The sequence below is a fragment of the Mesobacillus subterraneus genome, assembly GCF_020524355.2.
Taxonomy (GTDB): Bacteria; Bacillota; Bacilli; order Bacillales; family Cytobacillaceae; genus Mesobacillus; species Mesobacillus subterraneus_C.
Genome location: NZ_CP129019.1, coordinates 1,857,892 through 1,881,274, shown reverse-complemented (window position 1 = coordinate 1,881,274; position 23,383 = coordinate 1,857,892). Strand labels below are relative to the sequence as shown.

The following is a 23,383-nucleotide window of genomic DNA, read 5'->3' as shown; positions in this document are numbered from 1 at the left end:
TTTGAACATAACTTTTCGTATAATAACTATCAACTACTTGTGCGAACAACCTCAGAGTGATTTTTCAGCTACTCCTTAAGTGTGGTGTCGTAAAAAATGCGCGAAATAGCAAAAGTTTACGAAAAGAGTTTTGTAAAAAGATATTTTAATATAGTTTTCAATGTACCAAAATACAAGTTGGTTTACAATGGTACTTCGCTTCCATTTCAGCTTTGCCAAGACAGTGAGGAAGCTATCTATGTAATACCCTGATAATGGTTAAAAAAACAAAAAACACAGCAATAGTGCTGTGTTTTTTGGGCGAAAGTCTTGCTATTGTGATTTTTTATCTTGTTCATTTTCTCTTTTCCAAATGGCAGTAAACTTCCCTGTTTCACTTTCATCCACCAGGAAAGATCCATTTGTATATCGATCGCTGAACCTTAATTCTGAAGCATTTACAGAGACAATCTGCTGTTTTTCTGACTGGAAGAATACTTCGTCATCACCATGGACAGCTTCCACACCAACAATACGGTGTGGATTTGCTTTCAATTCACGGAGCATTACAACACCGCGTTTCGCGCGAGATGTCTTCTCGAATTCTGAAAGCTTCATTTTCTTAACGGCACCGCGCTGTGTCGCGATTACGATGGAATGGCTTTGGTTATTGTCGATCATTTTCCCGCCAACAACATAATCCCCATCCTTAAGGTTCATACCTTTGACGCCGGCTGCCCTAATCCCAATCGGACTGATTTCTTCTTCGCTGAACCATAGACCATAGCCGAGATGTGATGCAAGGAACAAATCCTTCTCCCCGTTGGTTACATGTATGTCGATGACTCTGTCGTCACCCTTGACATTGATTGCAGTTAGCGGTTTGGAGTATCTCTGAGCTTTATATAGACTTAATTCGGATTTTTTCACCATGCCATTCTTTGTCACAAATAAGAAGAATAAATTCTGTGCGAAATCGGTAACAGGAACAGCTTTGATGATTTCTTCATCGCGGTCTAAAGGGACTAGATTTGCTACATGCTGACCAAGGTCTTTCCAGCGTATATCAGGAAGTTCATGGACAGGCAAGTATAAGTAGCTCCCTTTATTCGTGAACAACAGCAAGACATCAGTTGTATTCATATTCAACTGTGATAACAGTCTATCTGTATCCTTCATGGCGAAATCCTGACCATTGGATGCAGCATAAGACCTTTGGCTTGTCCGTTTCACGTAGCCATCCTTTGTCACAGTTACAATAACGTCTTCACTTGCGATCAGGACCTCAAGGTTAATCTTGATTTCCTCAATCTCTTCCTCGATTTTTGTCCGTCGATCATCTGAGAAACGCTTTTTGACATCCTTCAGTTCCTTTTTGATGACAGATAATAGCTTCTTCTCACTGCCCAGTATGGCGGTAAGTTCCTCTACCTTCTTGGCAAGCTCCTCCGCCTCGGCTTGAAGAGCAGTAATATCAGTATTTGTCAGTCGGTATAACTGCAAGGATACAATCGCTTCAGCCTGGACTTCAGTGAAATCAAATTTTTTGATCAAGTTATCCTTGGCGTCACGCTTATCTTTAGAAGCGCGAATCGTTGCGATGACCTGGTCAAGTATCGATAAAGCTTTAATGAGACCTTCAACGATATGTTGGCGGTCCCGGGCTTTTTGAAGGTCATATTGGGAACGCTTCGTTACAACATCCTTCTGGTGGTCAATATAAGCATCCAGCAGCTCGACAAGTCCCATCAATACAGGTCTTTTCTTGTTGATGGCAACCATATTGAAGTTATAGGTAATCTGTAAATCACTGTTTTTGTAAAGGTAGTGCAAAACGCCGTTTGCGTCTGCTTCCTTCTTCAATTCAATGACAACACGCAGGTCGGTGCGGTCCGTCTCATCACGAACTTCCGAGATGCCTTCCACTTTACGGTCAAGACGGAATTCATCGATCCGCTTGACTAGATTAGCTTTGTTAAGTTCATAAGGAACTTCAGTGATAACAATCTGCTGCTTTCCGCCGCGGATGTCCTCAATTTCAGCTTTGCCGCGAACAATGATCTTACCTTTACCTGTTTTATATGCCTTTGCGATTCCCTCGACACCTTGGATGATTCCACCCGTCGGGAAGTCCGGCCCCTTGATTACCTCCATCAGATCTTCCACCGTGCAGACAGGGTTGTCCATCCTCATGATTACCCCATCTATCACTTCCGCTAAATTATGCGGAGGAATATCAGTCGCATAACCCGCGGATATTCCGGTAGATCCATTGACCAGTAAATTAGGGAACATCGCAGGAAGCACCGTAGGCTCACTTGATGTGTCATCAAAATTCGGAATGAACTCGACGGTTCTTTTCTCGATATCCCTTAACAGTTCACCGGCGATTGCGGACAATCTTGCTTCTGTATAACGCATTGCTGCTGGCGGATCACCGTCAATGCTTCCGTTATTCCCATGCATTTCGACAAGGTAGTTCCGCACTTTCCAATCCTGACTCATACGCACCATTGCTTCATATACAGAAGAATCACCGTGAGGATGGTAGTTACCAATTACGTTTCCAACTGTCTTGGCTGATTTCCGGAATCCCTTTTCATTTGTATTGCCTTCTACATGCATAGCATACAAAATCCTGCGTTGAACAGGCTTGAGCCCGTCCCTTGCATCAGGAAGTGCACGTTCCTGGATAATATATTTACTATAGCGGCAGAAACGGTCGCCCAGTACATCTTCTAAAGGAAGGTCACGAAATTTTTCAACTGAACTCATTCGTCAGCACCCTCCTCTGCAACTGATATATTTTCATTTTCAAGGATGTTTCCATCTTCCTCAAGGCCGAACGCTACATTGGATTCAATCCATTTCCTGCGTGGCTCAACCTTATCTCCCATAAGGGTCGTCACTCTTCGCTCCGCTCTAGCTGCATCGTCAATGCGCACCCTGATCAAAGTCCTGGTCTCCGGATCCATCGTCGTTTCCCAAAGCTGGTCGGCGTTCATTTCCCCGAGTCCTTTGTAACGCTGGATTATATAGCCTTTGCCGACTTTCTTCATCGCGCCCTTCAGCTCTTCGTCGCTCCAGGCATATTCGATAATTTCTTTTTTGCCCGTTCCCTTGCTGACCTTATATAAAGGCGGAAGGGCAATGAATACCTTGCCGGCTTCGATCATCGGCTTCATATATCGGTAAAAGAACGTCAGCAAAAGCACCTGGATATGAGCACCATCAGTATCAGCATCCGTCATGATGACGATTTTGTCATAGTTGATGTCTTCTACATTGAAGTCAGACCCAACGCCAGCACCAATTGCATGGATGATCGTATTGATTTCTTCATTTTTGAAAATGTCCTGCAACTTTGCTTTTTCTGTGTTGATGACTTTACCTCGCAGTGGAAGCACAGCCTGGAATTTCCTGTCGCGGCCCTGCTTGGCAGAGCCGCCCGCAGAATCACCTTCTACTAGATAAAGTTCATTTTTAGAAGGATTCTTTGATTGAGCTGGAGTCAGTTTGCCGGATAGCATCGCATCTGATCTCTTTCTCTTCTTCCCGCTTCTTGCATCTTCACGTGCTTTACGGGCCGCGCTTCACGTGCCTGGTATGCCTTAATAGACTTTCGGATCAGCAATGTACTGATATCTGGATTTTCCTCAAGGAAATAAGAAAGATGCTCTGAAACGACTGAATCGACGGCAGATCTTGCTTCACTTGTCCCTAACTTTCCCTTTGTCTGGCCTTCAAACTGAAGCAGTTCTTCAGGAATACGTACGGAAATGATACCTGCCAGACCTTCTCGGATGTCAGCTCCATCAAGATTCTTATCCTTCTCCTTGAGCAAGCCAACCTTACGGGCATACTCATTAAATACACGGGTCATCGCTGTTTTTGAACCTGCTTCATGTGTACCGCCATCTTTCGTGCGGACATTGTTGACGAATGACAGCACATTCTCTGAGTATCCATCGTTAAATTGGAACGCAAATTCAACTTCTATTTGGCTGTATTCACCTTCAAAGCTGACAACTGGATGCATTTCATCTTTTTCTTCGTTCAAATATTCTACGAAAGCCTGGATACCAGTCTCAAAATGGAACACATCTTTACCATCATTGCGATCATCGATTAACTCTATTTTCAATCCTTTTAACAAAAAGGCAGACTCTCTTAGACGTTCTGAGAGTGTATCGTAGTTATATGTTAAGGTTGAGAAAATTTCAGGGTCTGGTTTAAAGTGGATTGTGGTCCCAGATTGGTTTGTTTTTCCGATCTTTTCGAGCGTCGTCACAGGTTTTCCGCCATTTTCAAAACGCTGTTCATAGACGAAACCATCACGTTTGATTGTTACAACCAGCCACTCTGATAATGCGTTTACAACAGAAGCACCGACACCATGAAGCCCTCCGCTTGTTTTATACCCGCCCTGTCCAAACTTTCCTCCTGCGTGCAGGACGGTAAGGATCACCTCAGGTGTCGGTTTTCCGAGCTTATGCATCCCGGTAGGCATACCTCTCCCTTTATCCTGGACACTGATGGAATTATCTTTATGGATTTTGACGATGATTTGATTACCGTAGCCACCTAGTGCTTCGTCTACCGAATTATCAACGATTTCATATACGAGGTGATGAAGTCCACGTGTATCTGTGCTCCCAATATACATACCCGACCTCTTGCGAACTGCTTCAAGACCTTCTAGTACCTGTATGGCATCATCATTATAATCAAAAGCTTGCTGATTTCTTGCCACGAACATACCCCTTTCATTTCTTGCAAACAACATTGACGGTTTTTATGTATAGTGTCAATGATTTCGTTAAGTATTCGTCTTTTCTGATTTAAAAGATTACGTGCAATGTATCCTTTTCCATAATCAGAACAATTGTTCTCTTAGTTATTTTACCATATGAATGGCGTCTATGCTTAATTGTAGCGATTAATTGGGATTTGGCAAACTGATTTAAAGAATTAATTGGAATTTTGTCATAAAAACTCTGTTATTTGGAGACTTATATGAAGTTTTTATGTCATTTTTCATACTATTTCCTGCAGGATTCAAATCATTATCCGCTAAACTCCCAGCGATTTCCGCCGTTAATTTTTTAAGATGTACTGCAACATAAGAACAAATACATTTATGGAGGACTTTTAATATGAGAAAAACGAGGGTAATTTTTCTTGGATCGGCATTAATCGTTCTTCTTGCCCTTACTGCCGGTGGAGCATTCAGGAATGATGGTAAAGAAGAACCTGGATCCAGAATCCATTCCTCAGGACAACAAGTAATGATGTCCCAGTCTATGGCAAACGTGAATAACGTGAAGATGGGAGAGAAGATCAAGAACCAACTCGATACACAAGGAGAGGTCACTTTAATCTTTCATAACAAGAAGGATACCAGTCACTATTATGATCATGAAGCAACAGTTGATTTTGTAAAAGAACCAAGTGTGGAGGAAATAGACGAAATTACCAGAGATATTAAGGGCTGGGTAATTAAGCATTTAAACTCCATATATATTTTCAGGTCTACAGTGATGGAAACGCCGGAAATGATTGAGTATTTTAACCAGAGAAAAAATATCGAGTATTCTGAGCCTAACTTTATCTTAATGCAAAATGAAGCAAACGGCCCAAATGATCTTCTTTACCAGGAGAATTATCAATGGAATTTGCCAGTCATCGGTACGGAACAAGGCTGGTCGGTAACCCGAGGGACGGAGGATATTGAAATAGCGATTGTTGATACTGGTGTTGATCTGGACCACCCCGATTTAAGGAATAGACTTGTAAAAGGCTATAACGTCATAAACGATAAAGCTGAACCTGATGATGATAATGGGCATGGTACCCATGTAGCTGGAATTATTGCTTCGGAAACAAATAATAACGAAGGTGTTGCCGGCATGACCTGGTTCAGTAAAATCATGCCCATTAAAGCGATGGGGGCTAAAGGCTATGGTACTACTTTCGATATAGCAAAAGGGATTGTCTGGGCTGTCGACCACGGTGCAGATGTCATCAACTTAAGTCTTGGCAATTACCAGCCTTCGAAGGTTCTCGAAGAAGCAGTGAGATATGCATTTGAAAAAGACGTCGTCATGGTTTCTGCAGCTGGCAATGATGGTTCAAATCAACCAACGTATCCTTCGGCATACCCAGAAGTATTGAGTGTAGCCGCTGTAGATTATAATGGGAACAGAGCAAGCTTTTCAAACTACGGAGAATATATTGATATTGCTGCGCCAGGTGTTTATATACCTAGCACCTACTATAACAAACAATACGCTGCCCTTTCAGGTACATCGATGGCAGCTCCGCACGTCGCCGGTCTTGCAGCATTAATCAAATCAGCTAATCCAGAGTTGAAAAGTTCACAAGTTATCAAGATCATTAAAAATTCCGCAATCGATCTTGGTGAGCAAGGAAAAGATATTGATTATGGAAACGGCTTAATTGATGTGAATTCAGCACTGCAGGAAGCAAGTAAAGAACAACCAACCGACAGCAAACAAGAAAAGACGCTGTTTGATTGGCTCAGATAAACCATAAACCTTAAAACAAACAAGCCGCCATTTAAATTTTGGCGGCTTGTTTCTGTCATACCAGATTATATAATTGTTCATCAACTTCTTCCAGAAGAGGACTAAGCTCTCCTGAGGAAAGGATATATAACTCATGCATTGCCCTTGTACATGCAGTATATAGCAATTTCCTTTCTTCCGTTCTTGTGTAGGAAGACGAATCATAAATAATCACTGCGTCGAATTCAATACCTTTTGCGAGATACGTTGGTACCACATTAACACCATTTTCAAATGTCATAGTGCCTTTTTCAATCAATCTCGCATCATGTACTTTCTTGACTCCCTCAAATGCCGATCTGCTCTCTTTCGCAGTTTTACAAATAACTGCAATGTTCTTATAGCCCGACTTCTGTAACTTGGAAATAAGTTCATTTACCTTAAGAATAGTGTCGTTGCCTTCACTGCTACTGATGATAACCGGTTTTCGCCCATTACGGTTGAAAGGCTCAATCATATCTCCACCATCGATCAGTTGGCGAGTAAATTCAACTATTTGTTTGGTTGATCTGTATGTTTTTGTCAGCCTGTATAATTCCTTTTCTCCAAAGCCAAGAACTGATTCCGCAAGGATTGTTGGTGCTCCTGTTGGACCTGAGTATATTGCCTGGTTGATATCGCCTAGAAGAGTCATCTTGCTGTACGGGAAAAGCATTTTAATATATGCAAACTGGAAAGGAGTGTAGTCCTGAGCTTCATCAATGAAAACATGGCGAATTGATGTATTCGATTTTCTGCCTTCTATTAAATCCTGCAGGTAAAGAAAGGGAGTTGCATCTTCATATGCAATATACCTGTTTTCTAATTTATTGATTGACATTTCACATGTTGCAGCCCAATTTTCAGGGATTCCTTCCGGTTTTTGATGATCCTCTTTAAAGAAGTTCATGAATATCGCTTTAGTATTAATGAACTTTAATTTTTTTACCGCATTGAACAAAGGCTTAAAACGTCTTTTGACTACCATTTCCGATAGCCACTGCTGCTCTCGGTCATAATCATGGAAGGTATCATCAGCTCCACCCTGTTTTTGCTGGCTTCGCTTGTATGCTTCCAGATAATCTTCCTTTTCAAGGAACTGAATCTCTTTTTCCACCCATTCCTGAGACAATTCTGCTTTTGCTTTTTTCTTAAGTTCCTTTAACAGCCATTCCTTGACAAGCTGAATTCTATTTGGAATTGAAATACTGTCATCAAGTGAATCATAGTATTCCGCTATGTCTTTCTTTGAGATGATTGCCCGTTTTTTTATACCTAAACTCTTAAAAACAAGTGTATCACTGGCTAATTGCTCTGCGTATTTATCCAGTAATTCTTTAAACTCCAAACTTGCTTTAAAACGTATGCTTCCAATTCTGTCAAAATAAGTTTCATTCTTTTCTGCTTCAAGAAGGAACTCCATTTGTTCAAAAGGATCTTCCAGTTCATATTCGGATCCAAAACGTGTTGAAAGATACTCCTGGAATGTTGCCTGCTGCATATTTTCCTCTCCAAGCTCCGGTAAAACAGTAGCGACATAGCTATTGAAGAGTGGATTGGGTGAAAATAACATAATATTTTCTGAGGTGATGATATTTCTGTATTTGTACAGTAAATAAGCGACACGCTGCATGGCAGCTGATGTTTTTCCGCTTCCTGCCACACCCTGAACGACAACTAGGCTGCTGGAGTCGTTGCGGATGATTTGGTTCTGTTCCTTCTGGATTGTTGCCACAATGGTTTTCATTTGGGTATCGGCATTGTTGCCCAGGACTTCCTGAAGCATTTCGTCACCAATGGTAACCCCGGTTTCAAACATTGCTTTGATTTTGCCACCCTTAATGACAAATTGGCGCTTTAGCTCCATCAATCCTTCAATTGTATCTGTTTCTGTTTTGTATTGCGCCGGACCGGGTGAGTAGTCGTAATACAGACCGGATATCGGTGCTCTCCAGTCATAAATCAGGAAGTTTTCTTCTTGTTCATCCATTAGAGTCGCAATGCCTAAGTAAATTCTCTCGGGCCCATTTTCACCATCTTCTTTAAAATCGACTCTGCCGAAATACGGAGAAAACCTGAGGCGGGATAATGTCTGAAGCTGTTTGACCATTTGGGACTGTGTCCGTTCTCGCTCGGATAAAAGCGCGGCCTGTTGCTTTATACTCGTGAAGGTTTCCGCCACATCATCTGCTTCGTCAAAGTTGACCGTAACATCTTCCCAAAAGGTTTTTCTGATTTGAAGAGCATCTGAGCCGACATCAATTGAACTTTCATTCCATTTCGCTGCTTTTTTATCAATTTCTTCAATGATGAAATCAACACGTTCCTGTTCCATTTCTAAATCTGTAAGCTGCTTTTTTTTCATGAAAAATCACTCCCAAACTCAATGCTCTTTTACTTGACTGCCACTAATATTTGTGTTAATGTTATAATATAATTATTGTGTTTATGCACATTAGATCAACATTGCTAACTTTCATTTTACTATGTAGCTATTTTTATTACAAATACCTTTTACCTAAAACCACCTTTTAAGGTGCTTTTTTATTTTCTACAAATATCTTATATATATTTATTCGATTTCTAACCTTTCTAAACATAAAAAACCGCGATGCTGAGTTGCAGCACGCGGTTTTTTCATAGTTTATACAAATTATTGCTTGCTAAGTTTGATTACGGATGCGATGTTTGCAGCAATTCTTTCAACATACGTTCTGGCGTTTTCGAACGCGTCTTCTAGAGTTATGACACCTGGTACTATGCTGAATACCGCGTCGATTCCATGTTCGTGTACGACCTCACAGCCTGATGCGACATTACCAGCAATCGCGATTACCGGAACATTTTGTATTTTCGCTGTTTTGGCAACGCCAATCGGGGTTTTTCCAAATATCGTCTGTCCATCAATCTTGCCCTCACCAGTTATGACAAAATCGGCGTCTTGTAAATGGGTTTCAAGCTTGGCAGCGTCAAGGACAATGTCTACGCCTCTTTTTAACTCGGCAGACAGGAATGCCATCAATCCCCCACCCAATCCTCCAGCTGCGCCTGCACCTGAAACATGTTCAATATTCTTGCCAAGATCAGTACGAAGGATCTCAGCAAAATGATGCAGGTTGTTATCCAATACTTCAACCATTTCTTGAGTTGCCCCTTTTTGCGGCCCAAAAATATGTGATGCGCCTCTCACACCTGTCAATGGATTATCTACATCACATGCTACTTCAATTTTTACCGCTCCCAAACGTGTGTCTATTCCAGCCATGTTGACGGTTGAAAGATTATTTAAAGCTCCTCCGCCCTCGAGGATTTCCTTTCCATCAGCATCGAGAAGCATGATTCCAAGGGCTCTTGCCATGCCTGCTCCTCCATCGTTAGTGGCACTTCCGCCAATTCCAATAATTATATGTTCGACACCATAATCCAAAGCGGCAGCAATCAATTCACCTGTTCCCCTGGTTGTTGTAACAAGCGGGTTTCTTTCTTCAGGAGGCACGAGATGAAGTCCGGATGATGCAGCCATCTCAATGACTGCTGTCTTTTCATCACCGGAAATGCCAAAAAATGCCTCAACCGGAGTACCAAGCGGTCCTGTTACTGTTTTAGTGATAATTTTCCCTCCTGTTGCGTCAACGAGTGATTGAACGGTTCCTTCGCCTCCATCTGCCATCGGTACCTTTACGAAACTTGCCTCTGGGAGGATTTTCTTCATTCCATTTTCGATTGCAGTGGCTGCCTCAAGCGCTGTAAGGCTTTCCTTAAATGAATCAGGTGCTATTACAATTTTCATGCTCGTTTCTCCTCTCATTGAATACCCCCCGAAAGTTCCTTATTTCTTCCCGATAACCAGGAATCCCTATAATGCCTGTGAATTTGTCCTATAAATCTCCATTGTCATGTCAATTTTATCTAGAGTTAACTGTTTTGTTTAAACATCCCATTTCAAAATCGCTGCCTAGCAAAAATTGAATACTTATCATTATGGCTGAGTATTGTGAATAACAAAAGAAAAGCGTGAGAACTCAGGTCCTCACGCGCTAGAATTATTTTGTTAAAGCGTGCTCTACTTTGATGCATCTGTCCATAATCACCGTATAGCCTTTATCATCAAGGAAATTATAGGCCTCCTCATTTTCAAGCCCAAGCTGTGCCCAAAAAACATCAGCATCAATTTCCGCAAATTCCTTTGCTACCTCCATCAAATATTCTGAACGGCGGAAAACATTTACGATATCTACGTGGTCTTCGATCTCTTTAAGTGTTTTAACGGCTTTAACTCCCAGTACCTCATCCACAGTTGGATTGACAGGAATGATTTCATAGCCCGCTGACTGCATTGCCTTCGATACCATATAGGAAGTCCGCTGAGGATTGTCGCTCAATCCGACAACGGCTATCTTTTTTGCCTTTTTAAGGATTTGACCGATTTCTTCGCGGTCTGGATATTTATTTGCCATATTATCTCACTCCTATGGATTATTCTGAACCTAGTTATATTTTATCTCACAATTATGAAGACTCAAATCAACTTGCCTATCAGTAATCGATGAAACCATGCTAATCTGACTACGATGATTTTAGTTTGTACTTACTTCTTTTTTTCAGTAATGTAAATTGGTCAGACACTACTGCGATCACAGTACCTAGGATTAAACCATTATTAAGGATGGATACTAGGACAGGCGGTACGTTGCGGAAAGCTTCTACTGGAAGGAACATTGCTCCTACACCGGCCAGCAGCGAAGTTCCAATCACGATCCGAATCCTCTTTTTGTCGTTCTCACGGTCGAATTCCGTAAAAGCAATCCCAATCATATTGACGAATATGACAAATGTGACTGAATAGCCAACAGGTGCAGGCAGTGAAGCGAACAAAGACATCACATGCGGCAGCATGCTGGCCACGACGATCAGCAATGAGCTAAGGATAAAAGGCATAATGCTTATAATTCCAGTTGTTGCGATAAATCCCGCTGCACCAGAAATGGGGACAGATCCTATCGCAGAGAAAACTCCTCCAAGAAGCTGGTTGATACCGGCTGTAAAACCGCTGGCACGATAACGGTAATCCGCATTTTGAGAACCCATGTCTTTCAAAACTTGTCCAGTAACCCTAATGCTAGCTAACATATTCGTGATTAACAGGAAAGTGATAAAGATCGAAGTCACGATTAATCCTGAATCAAAGATGGGCTTCCCGAAAGCGAAAATCTCAGGAATGGCAATCGCTGCTCCTGTGTAACCTTCGTACGCTATGCCCAGGTCTAATATCGAATAAACCACCCAGCCAACAGCCAGGCTTATTAAGATTGCATACTGGCTGACCCATTTAATCCGATGTCGAGTCAGGTAGAAAGTAATGATAACCAAGAAAATGCTGAAAAATGCGATTGGAAGACTGACCTCGGTTCTTCCGCCCCCTAGTCCCACCATTCCTTTAAGGAAAGAGCCGCTTAATTGTATGACGAGCAAAAGCAAATATATCCCGCTAACTACAGGTGTGAACAGCTTTGCCAGTTTATCAATAAGCTTGAATAAGCTTAGAAGGAAGAATACAATTCCACTGATGATCATGGCTCCTTCTAAAGCCTGCAGAGTCTCGATGTTTGATGAAAACAGTGTCGCACTTAACCCTGCATAAATTGTAAATACACCCCACCAAAGACCGGCTGGACCCTCGTTAATTGGCATGCGATGCCCGATCAGGGACTGCAATAGACCCGAAATACCCAAAACAAACATCGTCCTTTGAACAAGTCCAGTCGTCTCCAAGACATTCAATTGGAATAAATCCGCAATCGCAATTGGAGCAACGATTGAACCAGCAATAATAAATGCCATCCACTGAATGGCTGATAAGAATGTCTTCATTTATAATCTCCATCTTCTTGGCATAATAGTTAATCATATTTACAGAACTAGCTTCATGTTTTATCTATGCTAACGCTATAGGGGACATGGTTTTTCCTTCGCCTATAATAATATCGTACTTACGGATATTGTAAATAAGAAGCATTATTTAGTTTTACGTACAAACTAAAAGGCATCCAATTCAGGATGCCCTTGCCGTGCGCTAATAGCTTGTGAACCAGAAGATTCTCTGTATCCAATAAACAATATATTTAAAGGGAGTCAGTGTGTCCTTATTTTCTTCATAATCAAGTGTGAATCTTGCTCCGTCGTTATTCCAAATCCTATTGAAATAATGATCAACATCTTTAATGACTTGACTGTCAGAGGGAGCTATAATCTTCATGTTGGTTTCTAGGTTTAAATCATCAAGATTTCGCCGGGTGAAGTTCGCAGAACCTCCGAGTATCACGCTGTTTTTACCGCGGTCAAAAAAAATCATTTTGGTATGATATTGCTCCTGGTCAGCATTGTACCATTTTACTTTGATATTTTCGCTTCCAAATTCCATTATTTCTTCCGAAACAGGAATATTAGGTAAACCTGATTTTTGATTTCCAAACGCATTTGTATTTGGATCAAGTATCATATTAATTTTTGCTCCTCGATCGGCTGCCTTGTCGATTTCGTCAATGACCTTCCTTTCGGCCAAATAGAACATCCCAATCCAAATCCGATCTCCTTTACCTGTCTTTTTCAGTTCATCCAGGAGATGTTTGAGTATTTTTCCTTCCGTTAAAACCTGGACCTTAACAGCCCCTTTTTCTTCTATAGGTTTGTAATCAGGAAGGCTTCCACCTCCAGAGAAATCAATGACTGCCTGTTCAGATTCCAGAATATCCCCTATTATATTTCCGCTAGTTTCAAAGGCTATATTTGAGTGGAAGCCGCTTGCATCATGTGGATTCGCGGATGCAACAATAGCTGTTTTCTCAGTGACGAACACCTTCCTGTGATTAGCCTTAAGGTTCAAAAGCTCAAGATAGGAACGAAGCGTCACGTCAGGAGCATTCTTTGCCATCGGATTGGGTATCCATCCTTCTCCTGATTGTCCAAACCATTGAAAAAACACCCTCCAAACACCCGTATATAATGGGTTCGAGTCTCTTAGCGGATCTAGATTAGTGAAAATCACTTTTATGTCATTATCACGAAGTTCCTTCAGAATTCCCGATTTGTGGGAACCGTATGTCAAATTAATTTCATCAGTGATGAACACAATAGAAAGATCCTTATGCTTTTTCTTCTGGGCAATTAGTTTTTCACTGATAGATTCACTTAGTTCCGGATAACCCATGTCTTCTTTGTAATAGCCATTGAATAAAAACATATCAAGGACGATGAAGTCCTCCGCTTCCTCAATCCTCTTCAGTACCGTATCGAATATTTCATGCTCGTACTTTTTTTTACCATCTGCCCCCTTGTAGGTTAGATCATATAAAAAGCGGACATCCTTGACGTTATGGACTTCTCCTTCATACGATAAGCCTTCAGGAAGGGCTTTATTCGTATGATAAACAGCAGTAATGAGTACTATTAATGCAAGCATGAGTAAAATTAATAACCATTTTCTTTTCGATAACCTTTTTACAATCCTCATTGAGAAGGACTCCTTAAAATTGAAATATACTTCCTTATTCACTTATTTAGCAAGTTATAAACTTAGCAAGCAACCAATGCAAGCGAACGAATGGACGAAATTGTTATGGGTTTTAATCAAATTTTCCAAAAAAAAATCTATAAAATTAATTGCCTTTGGTGAGTAAACAGTTTTGTTCAAGATTTGCATGGAGTTTTTAAGAGAACATGGTAAAATAAAAGAACCTTAAAATCTTAAAAGGAGAATATTTCATGGCATTAAATGCAATCATCATCATTCTAGCTTACTTACTTGGATCAATACCTTCCGGCCTCATAATCGGTAAAGCATTCTATGGCAAAGACATCCGAGAACATGGGAGCGGGAATTTAGGCGGCACAAATACCTTCCGGACATTAGGGGTTAAAGCAGGTTTAGTAGTAAGTACTGCTGACGTCTTGAAAGGAACACTTGCAGCCAGTCTGCCTTTGCTTCTGAATGCTGATGGTCTCCATACGCTTTTAGTAGGGGTGTTTGCTGTAATTGGACACATGTACCCTGTTTTTGCAGGATTTCGAGGCGGCAAAGCGGTCGCTACTTCCGGTGGTGTTTTATTGGCGTACATACCGTTATTATTCTTACTCATGCTCATAATCTTTTTTATCAGCTTGTACATAACAAAGTATGTTTCTCTTTCCTCGATTCTAACTAGTATAGCAGCGTTCATTTATTCTCTGATAACCCAGGACCTTCCATTGATAGTGGTTGTCGCTGTCCTTGCTACATTTGTTATTTACAGGCACAGGGCGAATATTGACAGAATACGTAAAAAGACCGAGCCGAAAATCAAGTGGCTTTAATATCAGTTAACAGGAACAACAAGCGCCTCGTTCAGCCCCACAAGCGCTGGAGGGCTGCCCATTGAAGTCGTTCTTTGACTTCAATGGGCGGACCGAAATCGAAATGTATAGCCGACTGCCCAGAAACGCTGATACTGGAGACTCCGACAAAGAAGTGCTTTTTGCTTCTGCCGGCGGAGTTGAAGTTTCAAGTTTCTAGGAGGCGACACTAGACAATTCGAAATGCGGAGGCGACTGCCCAACTCCGACAAGCGTTGGAGGGCCTGACAGTGAAGTCGCTCTTTGACTTCATTGGCGGTACCGAAACGTCTCGAGGAGTTAGGAGCCGCAGCTGGACAAACGTCTCGAGGGGCTAGGCGCTGGGGCTGGATTAAGAATACTACATGTAGTTATCCACAACTAAATAAAGGTAATATTTTGCTGTACAGCAAAGAAATTAGCCGTCAAACCCTTATAAAGGTTTGACGGCTTTTTTAGCTTAACGCTCTATTATAATGTTCTGTTGACTTACCGTTCCAGTCGAAAAGCTTCCCTGTTAAGCAATACAATGGCCCTTTACTATTTCCTGGCGATCCCAAAGGCCTTTAGTGCCTGTCCCAGATTGCTATACATTTTTACGTTATCGAAATTGATTCCAAGAGTAACGACTGAGTGTGCCAACTCAGGCCTCATTCCTGTAAGTTTCACATCCACTCCCGTAAGCTTAAGGCTATCTATTATTTTGAAAAGCTCCTGAGCGACCATTGTATCAACTATGAAAACACCTGAAAGATCTATGATTAGGCACTCAACTTCTTTATTCTCTGTTTCACGGAGGGTATGCTCCATCAAAATCCTTGCTCTATGCGTATCAATATCACCAATGACCGGCAAAACCGCTACACCATCAACAATGGAAATGACAGGGGTGCTAAGCTCATCAATGACCTCCTGCTGTGCTCTTAGACGCATATTTGCCTGTCCAGTGTACGAATTCGTGAAAGTGAGAATTAAATCATCAATGAATTTGTTAATGAGACTGCCGACCTTTAAGCTTTCCCCAGGACTTGAATCATTTAATTTATCCGCCATTTCGGAGAGTTCTTCCCACATTGCATCACGGATATTATGAAAATGCTGAACTGATTGACTAAGCGAAAAACCTAATCGCACTTTATCTTCACTCACCCATTTCCCCCAATCTTTTATTCTCTCTTCAGTTGATTCCCCTATTAGATAACTTTCGAGCAAGTGAATTAGTTCTTTAATCTGTTCTTTATATATATTGACTTTTGATTGGTGTGTTAATTTTTTGTACGCTTCTGGCTGATTTTTATCCATTGACTCTAATATCCTAGCTGTTACATTTTCTTCCCTTTCAATCAGGAAATCTTTAAATAGGTGCATTGTTCTATCCATCTCATGGCTCCTTTATAATGATCAGTTCTTTTTAAAATATTTTTTGTTCTCTATAAAAAATACATACTTTTGCTGGTATAATTTAAGTAAATATGTCATATACATTCGAAAGAACTCGAATTAAGGTTGGTCAGTTTAAAGATTGTAAATTCAGTTGAAATTACCCGAATCTAGATTAGTTCAAACAAACACAGGTCAAACAATATATAAAAAGAAGGGATACAAATGGAAGCTAAGAAATACTCTCCTTACTCACAATTCAATACCGGATTGGATAAGAAACAGTCATTTGTTAAGAACCAAACCTTAGCAGGACCAATAAATCCAGGCTTATTTCCGCCTTTCTTACTAATCAAACAATCTATCCCAGATCATAAGCTGGCAATCACGAAGGATGAGTTGACGATGATGGATTTATATCAGGAAAAAGAAATTCTCGAAAGCAAAAACCTAGAGCTCGAGCAGGAAATTTGTGAAAAACAGCAAACCTTAGAAAATCTGCAACTTGCCATCCAGTCAGCCAAAAGTGATTATCAAGCTGCTTCAGCGAGTCATTTGGCGGCCGGCTTGGCCCATGAAATCAGGAATCCGCTGACAACCATCAAGGGTTTTATCCAGTTGCTTCAGCCGGAATTGCATGCTGCCGGCAAGCAGGAGTTCGCAGAGGTAGCTCTTGATGAACTTAATCGAGCCAACAGCTTACTGACTGAATTTCTTTCTGTACTAAAGCCTGCCTCCTCTCAGAAAAAGAAGATATCCGTTAATAACTTAGCAGAAAGTATGTTCAAGCTGTTTTCAAGTGAGTCCATACTTAAGGATATCGAAATAGATATAGAACTTCCCGATAAAGAATTGTATGTATTGGCAGATGAACATGGTATTAAACAGGTGTTAATTAATTTATTGAAAAACGCCATTGAGGTCATAGAAGGAAATCAGAGAAATAAGGGTGCTATAAAATTGTTTGTTAATGAAGGGGATGGATTTGTTCACATATGTGTGTCAGATAATGGGAAAGGAATTGAAGAATACTCCTTGAAAAAAATCTTCACTCCCTTTTATACAACAAAAACAGACGGAACCGGCATGGGACTCGTAATCAGCAAGCAAATAATAGAACATCATGGCGGAGAAATGACGGTTATCACACAACCTTTTAACACCATATTTAAGTTCTCCCTCCCCGTCGATTAGAATATCAGCTTTTCGTTTAGTCGAAAAATTGTCATATTGAACACAGTTGGCAACTTCTTTCACTGGTAAACTGTAGGTAAGAACAGGAGAAAGAAGGCGAATTGAAATGGAAGAAGTTATAAAGCTGGCTGAAAATTATGTGTACACAACCACAACAGCTGATGTAACGTCGCCAGATGATTTTATTGTAGAATTTCTGACTGATATTCATGACAATGACAAACACTATCCTTCTACAATAAAAATAAAGAATATGGACGAACTAATTGATTTCCTGGAAAAAATGGAATGGTAGTATAGTTTTCTTCTCTCATAAACCAACGAGCCCTGTATGTAGTCCCTGGATTTATCATTACCTAAAACATAAATAAATGCGGTTCCTCGGGGAACCGCATTTTTGACTGAATAAGAAAGCATAAAATTTTTGTACTTAGATTAGTGTCCAGCTCCAGCGCCTAGCCCCTCGAGTCGCTAGGCTAGTGTCGCCTCCTAGAAACTCCGAAACTTCAACTCCGCCGGCAGAAGCAAAAAGCGCTTCTTTGCCAGAGTCTCCAGTTTCTGCGTTTCTGGACAGTCGGCTATACTTTTTAATTTCGGTCCTGCCAATGGAGTCAAAGTACGACTTCACTGGCAGGACCTCCAGCGCTTGTCGGGGCTGACCAAGGCGCTTGCGCTTTTCATACTTATAACAAGTTACACTTTAAGGAGTTTAAACTTTCCTGAACCAAAAACATCTTTTAGATAACCTAGTCTTGTATTATCGAAGTAAACTGAATCACCCTCATGAATCAGGATTGAAACTTCGGCAAATGTATAAATCTGATCATTTGTTAATGGCTGCTCCTCCAGAGCAACTCTTAGCTGCGGTCCCCCTCACCCGATTCCCACCGTCAGTCTGACATAGAGTTTTTCCCCAGTTTCACTTTCTTTTTTTATGGCCTTGCAATATGTTATAAGCGCTGTCAGTAATTTTAAACATATCCGCTCTCCTTCACCATCCTCATATTATCAAGATACTTTGCAAATATTTTATCGAATTATGACAAAAATATGAAAACCATACTGAAATTTATACATTTTTCATCATACATATAATATATTATCCATAGGGGCTTATAAATAAAAATGCCTCATTCTAATCTGGGGAGATTAATATGCGAAAAAAGAAGAGAAAACCTTTTGGACCAGCCTTGTTTGCTGGCTTAGGTGTTTTGGCATCTGTATTAACATTTCAGATGTATCAAGAAGCTGAGGCAAAAACACCAAGTGTTACAGTGAAATCTCAAAAATCACATCTTGAGAGAAGCTATGACGTTTCTGGAAAGAGCTTTATGGAAACGGTTAAATTAGGGGCAATCGGTGATATCCTGATTCACGATACGGTGTATGAAGATGCTTTCGTGAATCCTGGATATGATTTCAAACCGATGCTAAGTCATGTTAAAGAGTACTTAATTGAACCTGACCTGTTACTGGCTAACCAGGAAACGCTTCTTGGAGGAGTGGAAATCGGACTGTCTAGCTACCCTTCGTTCAATAGTCCTGTTGAGGTTGGTGAGGCGTTTATTGATGCAGGAGTGGACATTGTCTCAAATGCAAATAACCATTCGCTTGATAAGTCCGAAAAAGGCGTGATGGCTTCAATTAAAAACTTGGAATCTACAGGGCTTCCTTATGTAGAATCATACAAAGATGATACCGACCAGCAAAAATTGCGCATATTGAATACAAATGGGATTAATGTTTCCTATTTATCATACACCTATGGAACGAACGGGATCCCCGTCCCGATTGGAAAAGACCATCTAGTGAATCTGATTGACAGAGAAGCAATGAAGGCTGAAATTCATCGCGCTAAAACGGAGTCAGATGTTGTAGTCATGAGTATCCACTGGGGAAATGAATACCAGCGTTTCCCTACAACTGAACAAAAGGACCTTGCACAATTTCTCGTCGACGAAGGTGTTGATATCATTTTTGGGCATCACCCTCATGTACTTCAGCCTATGGATTGGCTGACATCATCAGACGGCAGAAAAGCATTGGTTGTTTACTCTCTTGGCAACTTTCTGTCAGGTCAAATGTGGGATTATAAAGATATTGGCGGACTTGCCACTGTGGAAGTAACTAAAACCATCACACCAGAAGGTAATGTAATTGTATTGAATAACCCTGAATTTATCCCGACCTTTGTTTCAAGCAGCAGGCAAAGGAATTACCAGGTGGTTCCTTTACAGGATGCAGGTAAATTCAGCCTTGCTGGAGCAGAAAATAAATATAACGAAATCATGGATCATATGACACAATTTATAAAAGAATAAAGTGAGAGTGCCCGGTCCATGAAGACTGGGCATTGCTTATGTTATAATCGGTCTATCTGGTATGGAAGGAGAACAATATGAATATTACAATTAAAGATGATGCAGCAGCATGGTATGAAAATGAAATGGACCTTTCATCCGGAAGCTATTTGCGATTTTTTGTCCGGTACGGCGGTTTCAGTTCAATCCAGAAAGGTTTTTCATTAGGTGTCTCCAAGGAAGAACCTGATCATATCGGTGTGAAAACTGAAAAGAATGATGTTACCTATTATATTGAAGAAAAAGATATTTGGTATTTTGACGGCCATGATTTAATCGTTGAGCTTCACCCGGTTGGCAAGGAACCCGATTTTAAATTTGAAAAGAAATAAGGCAGACGCATTTTGCGCCTGCCTTATTTCTTTTCTTTTATAAGGTGGTTCTGAATTCCCTCTAGTTTCAAAATTTCTGCTCGCTTCGTTCCTAACAGATCGAAGTGAGGATAACTTGTCTTCCTTTTGTCAATCCACTCCGGCTGCAAACCATATTTTCTTCCCCAATCAGCCAGCTTTTGAAGATCCCTGCATCCTACTTTCGTAACCGTTGAACAGTCTGGAAACCGGTCATCCACCCAGTAATGGGTCAGGAAGGCGAGCTCCCCACCATCGATTTTAGTTTTCCATTCCTCTAGTTCGTGGCGCTTAATCCCGAAAGCCAAATCAGACTTGCTCCTTTTCTTCTTCCGGCTTCTTCATTGCCTGTAGATAAGCTTCATGCCAGTCCGGATAGCTCCTTTTTAACGATATCGGCAGAAAGCTATCCTTTTTAACACAGACATGTTTTGAGCTGCCTGTCAATGCAAGCTCACCCTCACCGTTGAAGATTTCATATTTATAGACGGAGCGAATGCCATCATATTCCTCCACCCACGTCTTGATTGTAGCTGTATCTCCATACCTTAGTGGTTTTTTATAGGAAGCCTGGATATCAAGAACAGGTGAAATGATTCCATCCTTCTCCATTTCTGCATAATTAAAGCCAAGCTCCTTGATTAATTGTGTTCTGCCCAGCTCCATCCACACCAGATAATTGGCGTGATACACTACACCCATCTGGTCTGTCTCCGCATATCTAACCTCGATCTCCCTAGAAGAAATTTTCATTGGCAATCCCCTTTGTTTTTTCTTGTAAGTTTAATCTACCAGCTTTTTTAAAGCAGCTTCAAAATCTTGTTTTTCCAAGTATAAAACATTTTCACCCAAATTCTCAAAATTTTCGCTATCTATCAATCGATACGCCTGGGATTGTATCGCTTCATCCACTAAGTTAGTCGCAAATCGGCCATTCCCATTGATTTCTGTTTCAGAAATTTTAGCAGTTAAAAAAGCCTCTGCTTTAATATTAATTTTATATTGATACTTTCCAGCATAATTCTTTATGATAAGCAGCAACTCACTCACATTATAGTCTGGGAAATGGAAAAACTTCTTGAATCTAGACCGAAGTCCGGGATTGCTTTCCAACAGCATGTCCATTTCAGCAGGGTAGCCTGCCAGGATCACGACAAGATTTTCATTATGCCTTGTCATTTCATCCACAAGAGTATCAATAACTTCCTTGCCAAAATCACCAGAACTTTGGCTTAGCAAAGAGTACGCCTCATCTATGAATAATACTCCACCGAGTGCCTCGCGGATTTTTTTCTTTGTTTTAATAGCTGTCTGTCCTACAAAACCAGCGACAAAATCAGCGCGGCTGCTGACAATTAAATGGCCTCGCTTTAGAATACCGCATTCCTTGAGGAGTTCAGCGTATATCTTAGCGACAGTAGTTTTTCCAGTGCCAGGATTTCCTGTGAAGACGGAGTGAAGCTGTATCGGCACAGCCGGCAATCCCTTTTCCTTTCTTAACTGCTGCATCCTCACGAAGGAAATCAAGGAGGAAACTTCTGATTTCACCGTATCTAATCCCACAAGCGCGTTCAGCCTGTCTTGCGGTTTTTCCGCTGAAGGATTCGATGGTGACTCAAAGTCTTCTTTTTCCAATAAGGTATAGACCGAAAAGTCATCTTCTTCAGTCGGCCGGGATCCCTTTTTGAAAATCGCCTCTAAAACTAGGTTGCGTACCGTCCTTGCATTTCCGAAAGTATCATCGACTCTTTCCTTTTCAATTCGATCCCTAAGCTCATTCTTTGCGGATATGGTCATGGCATAATCGTTATCCTGTGCGGCTTGTTCAGCAATCTGCAAGAGTTCATCATCTGAGTAATCCGGGAGATGGATTGAATTCGATTGAGGAAATCGTGATCTTAATCCTGGGTTCGCATCCAGAAATTGTCGCATTTCTTCTGGATAACCAGCAAGAATCACAGCAAATTTGCCTCCAAACTCACTTCCGGTCATTAAGGACACTAGTGTATCGATAGCCGTTTGGCCATAGTCATTCCCTGTCTGTCCTTCTCGCTTAAGACTGTATGCTTCATCAATAAACAATACCCCGCCCAAAGCTTGCTCGACGACCTTTCTGACATTTTCCTCCGTCTGCCCGACATAAGCACCGACAAGCTTGGCGCGGTCAGCCTCGATAATTTCTTCTCGTGGCAATACTCCAAGCTGATAATATATTTTGGCAAGCAATCGTGCTAAAGATGTTTTTCCTGTTCCTGGATTTCCGGTCAGGACCATATTCAGGCTTTGGTCATCCTTTGTTTGCAGACCAAGCTCTTTCCGTTTTTGCTGATACTTCAAGAATCGGTAAAAATCATTCACTCTCTCCTTTACCGACTTGAGTCCTACCAATTTATTCAGTTCAGCCAGAGGATCCAGTTCAGAATGTTTCTGGCTATCAGAGTCCTCCGCAAATTCTTCTTCCCATTGCAACCTGATCTCTTCGAGGCTTTGAAGTCTTTTCTGCATTTCTTCATGATGGACAGCTGTGTGGAAAACACCGGTAACTGACTGTTCATATAGCTCTGTTGCTTTCAGGAGGGCTGCTGTCTCTTCTATCGCCTTTTCTAGCAAATGTATCAGCCTGTTGAATTTTCCCTCAACTTCAGACCCTTTTTCAAGATGCTGGGCAGTTAACTCATCAAGTTCTTCTTCAGCGTGCGAGAGAAATTGCTGTGAAATATCTATATACTGCTCTGCTGTTTTCTTTTTTAATGCCCGATTATCTGTTTCCCTGATCCGTGGATAGACAAGCTGGTCAAAAAGGTCCCCTTTATTTTTCCATTGATTCCTGGCCAGTAATGATTTTGCCTTCAGGTTTGCCGAATCGTTTTCAATGGCGGTCTTCAGCCACTGCAGGACAAGAGAATCATAACCGTTTCGGTGGGCTCTTGATTGAGCAGCCAGAGTCAGGATTTGAGACAGTTTCTTATTTTCTTCACTTTTTGTCATCTTCCTGACAGCAGTGATCAAACTGGCTTCATCCTGAATATAACCTTTTGTACTTATCTCTTCTGCCCATAGCAAAATCTGTTCATCCATAGGAATTTGTTTTTTCTGTCGGTCCATTCAAATCACTTCTTTATTTAAAGTTAATTACTTATATTATCTAGTTCACATTCCGTATATTATCACATTTTAAACGAAACGG

18 protein-coding genes and 1 pseudogene are annotated in these 23,383 nt (G+C 41.1%); 7 read left to right on the top strand and 12 right to left on the bottom strand.

Annotated features, from left to right (window positions below; translation table 11 throughout):
• Window positions 1-312: 312 nt before the first annotated feature.
• The gene (parC, locus tag LC048_RS09640; RefSeq protein WP_306050104.1) at window positions 313-2,754 is read right to left on the bottom strand and encodes a DNA topoisomerase IV subunit A; all 2,442 of its coding nucleotides are present in this window, start codon (window positions 2,752-2,754) and stop codon (window positions 313-315) included.
• Window positions 2,751-4,738 (bottom strand): annotated as a pseudogene (parE, locus tag LC048_RS09635) (DNA topoisomerase IV subunit B). The gene parC and the pseudogene parE overlap by 4 nt, the downstream one beginning before the upstream one ends.
• 397 nt (window positions 4,739-5,135) lie before the next feature.
• On the opposite strand from parE, the gene LC048_RS09630 reads away from it, so the two are divergent.
• Window positions 5,136-6,527, top strand: a complete 1,392-nt coding sequence (locus LC048_RS09630; protein ID WP_226600871.1) for a S8 family peptidase — start codon at window positions 5,136-5,138, stop codon at window positions 6,525-6,527.
• Window positions 6,528-6,582: 55 nt separating this feature from the next.
• On the opposite strand, the gene helD is transcribed toward LC048_RS09630, so the two are convergent.
• From helD to LC048_RS09605, 5 genes are all read right to left on the bottom strand, one after another.
• A complete protein-coding gene (gene helD / locus LC048_RS09625; protein ID WP_306050102.1) occupies window positions 6,583-8,910 on the bottom strand; it encodes an RNA polymerase recycling motor HelD in 2,328 nt (775 codons plus the stop codon).
• A 288-nt stretch (window positions 8,911-9,198) separates the two neighbouring features.
• Window positions 9,199-10,335: a glycerate kinase gene (locus LC048_RS09620; protein ID WP_226600869.1), complete on the bottom strand. Its 1,137-nt coding sequence runs from the start codon at window positions 10,333-10,335 to the stop codon at window positions 9,199-9,201.
• Between the two features lie 253 nt (window positions 10,336-10,588).
• A complete protein-coding gene (locus LC048_RS09615) occupies window positions 10,589-11,002 on the bottom strand; it encodes a CoA-binding protein (protein WP_306050099.1) in 414 nt (137 codons plus the stop codon).
• 109 nt (window positions 11,003-11,111) lie between these two features.
• The gene (locus LC048_RS09610) at window positions 11,112-12,416 is read right to left on the bottom strand and encodes a purine/pyrimidine permease (protein WP_306050097.1); all 1,305 of its coding nucleotides are present in this window, start codon (window positions 12,414-12,416) and stop codon (window positions 11,112-11,114) included.
• A 202-nt stretch (window positions 12,417-12,618) separates the two neighbouring features.
• Window positions 12,619-14,055, bottom strand: a complete 1,437-nt coding sequence (locus LC048_RS09605; RefSeq protein ID WP_306050095.1) for a phospholipase D family protein — start codon at window positions 14,053-14,055, stop codon at window positions 12,619-12,621.
• A 251-nt stretch (window positions 14,056-14,306) separates the two neighbouring features.
• On the opposite strand from LC048_RS09605, the gene plsY reads away from it, so the two are divergent.
• Both plsY and LC048_RS09595 read left to right on the top strand, forming a co-directional pair.
• On the top strand, window positions 14,307-14,894 hold the full coding sequence (gene plsY / locus LC048_RS09600) for a glycerol-3-phosphate 1-O-acyltransferase PlsY (protein WP_226600865.1): 588 nt from the start codon (window positions 14,307-14,309) through the stop codon (window positions 14,892-14,894).
• Window positions 14,895-14,955: 61 nt separating this feature from the next.
• Window positions 14,956-15,093 (top strand): hypothetical protein, encoded by a 138-nt coding sequence (locus tag LC048_RS09595; protein ID WP_226600864.1) that lies wholly within the window; start codon window positions 14,956-14,958, stop codon window positions 15,091-15,093.
• A gap of 359 nt (window positions 15,094-15,452) precedes the next feature.
• Here LC048_RS09595 and LC048_RS09590 read toward each other — a convergent pair whose 3' ends face one another.
• Entirely contained in the window at window positions 15,453-16,292 is an 840-nt protein-coding gene (locus LC048_RS09590) for an STAS domain-containing protein (RefSeq protein WP_226600863.1), read from the bottom strand.
• A 225-nt stretch (window positions 16,293-16,517) separates the two neighbouring features.
• Here LC048_RS09590 and LC048_RS09585 point away from each other — a divergent pair, with 225 nt between their 5' ends.
• Window positions 16,518-17,486 carry an ATP-binding protein gene (locus LC048_RS09585; RefSeq protein ID WP_306050091.1) on the top strand — a complete coding sequence of 323 codons (969 nt, stop codon included), beginning with the start codon at window positions 16,518-16,520 and terminating at the stop codon, window positions 17,484-17,486.
• A gap of 106 nt (window positions 17,487-17,592) precedes the next feature.
• Window positions 17,593-17,781, top strand: coding sequence for a hypothetical protein (locus LC048_RS09580; RefSeq protein WP_226600861.1), 189 nt, complete (start codon window positions 17,593-17,595; stop codon window positions 17,779-17,781).
• A gap of 135 nt (window positions 17,782-17,916) precedes the next feature.
• Here LC048_RS09580 and LC048_RS09575 read toward each other — a convergent pair whose 3' ends face one another.
• Window positions 17,917-18,114 carry a hypothetical protein gene (locus tag LC048_RS09575; protein ID WP_226600860.1) on the bottom strand — a complete coding sequence of 66 codons (198 nt, stop codon included), beginning with the start codon at window positions 18,112-18,114 and terminating at the stop codon, window positions 17,917-17,919.
• Window positions 18,115-18,640: 526 nt separating this feature from the next.
• Between LC048_RS09575 and LC048_RS09570 the strand changes: the two genes are divergently transcribed.
• Both LC048_RS09570 and LC048_RS09565 read left to right on the top strand, forming a co-directional pair.
• A complete protein-coding gene (locus tag LC048_RS09570) occupies window positions 18,641-19,807 on the top strand; it encodes a CapA family protein (RefSeq protein WP_306050089.1) in 1,167 nt (388 codons plus the stop codon).
• Between the two features lie 77 nt (window positions 19,808-19,884).
• Window positions 19,885-20,178: a HesB/YadR/YfhF family protein gene (locus tag LC048_RS09565; protein ID WP_306050087.1), complete on the top strand. Its 294-nt coding sequence runs from the start codon at window positions 19,885-19,887 to the stop codon at window positions 20,176-20,178.
• Window positions 20,179-20,201: 23 nt separating this feature from the next.
• Here the strand turns inward: LC048_RS09565 and LC048_RS09560 are convergent, their stop codons facing one another.
• The 3 genes from LC048_RS09560 to LC048_RS09550 are packed head-to-tail and all read right to left on the bottom strand — an operon-like array spanning window position 20,202 to window position 23,301.
• The gene (locus tag LC048_RS09560) at window positions 20,202-20,504 is read right to left on the bottom strand and encodes a hypothetical protein (protein ID WP_226600857.1); all 303 of its coding nucleotides are present in this window, start codon (window positions 20,502-20,504) and stop codon (window positions 20,202-20,204) included.
• A gap of 1 nt (window position 20,505) precedes the next feature.
• Window positions 20,506-20,949, bottom strand: coding sequence for an acyl-CoA thioesterase (locus tag LC048_RS09555; protein WP_306050085.1), 444 nt, complete (start codon window positions 20,947-20,949; stop codon window positions 20,506-20,508).
• 30 nt (window positions 20,950-20,979) lie between these two features.
• Window positions 20,980-23,301 carry an AAA family ATPase gene (locus LC048_RS09550; protein WP_306050083.1) on the bottom strand — a complete coding sequence of 774 codons (2,322 nt, stop codon included), beginning with the start codon at window positions 23,299-23,301 and terminating at the stop codon, window positions 20,980-20,982.
• Window positions 23,302-23,383: the final 82 nt, after the last annotated feature.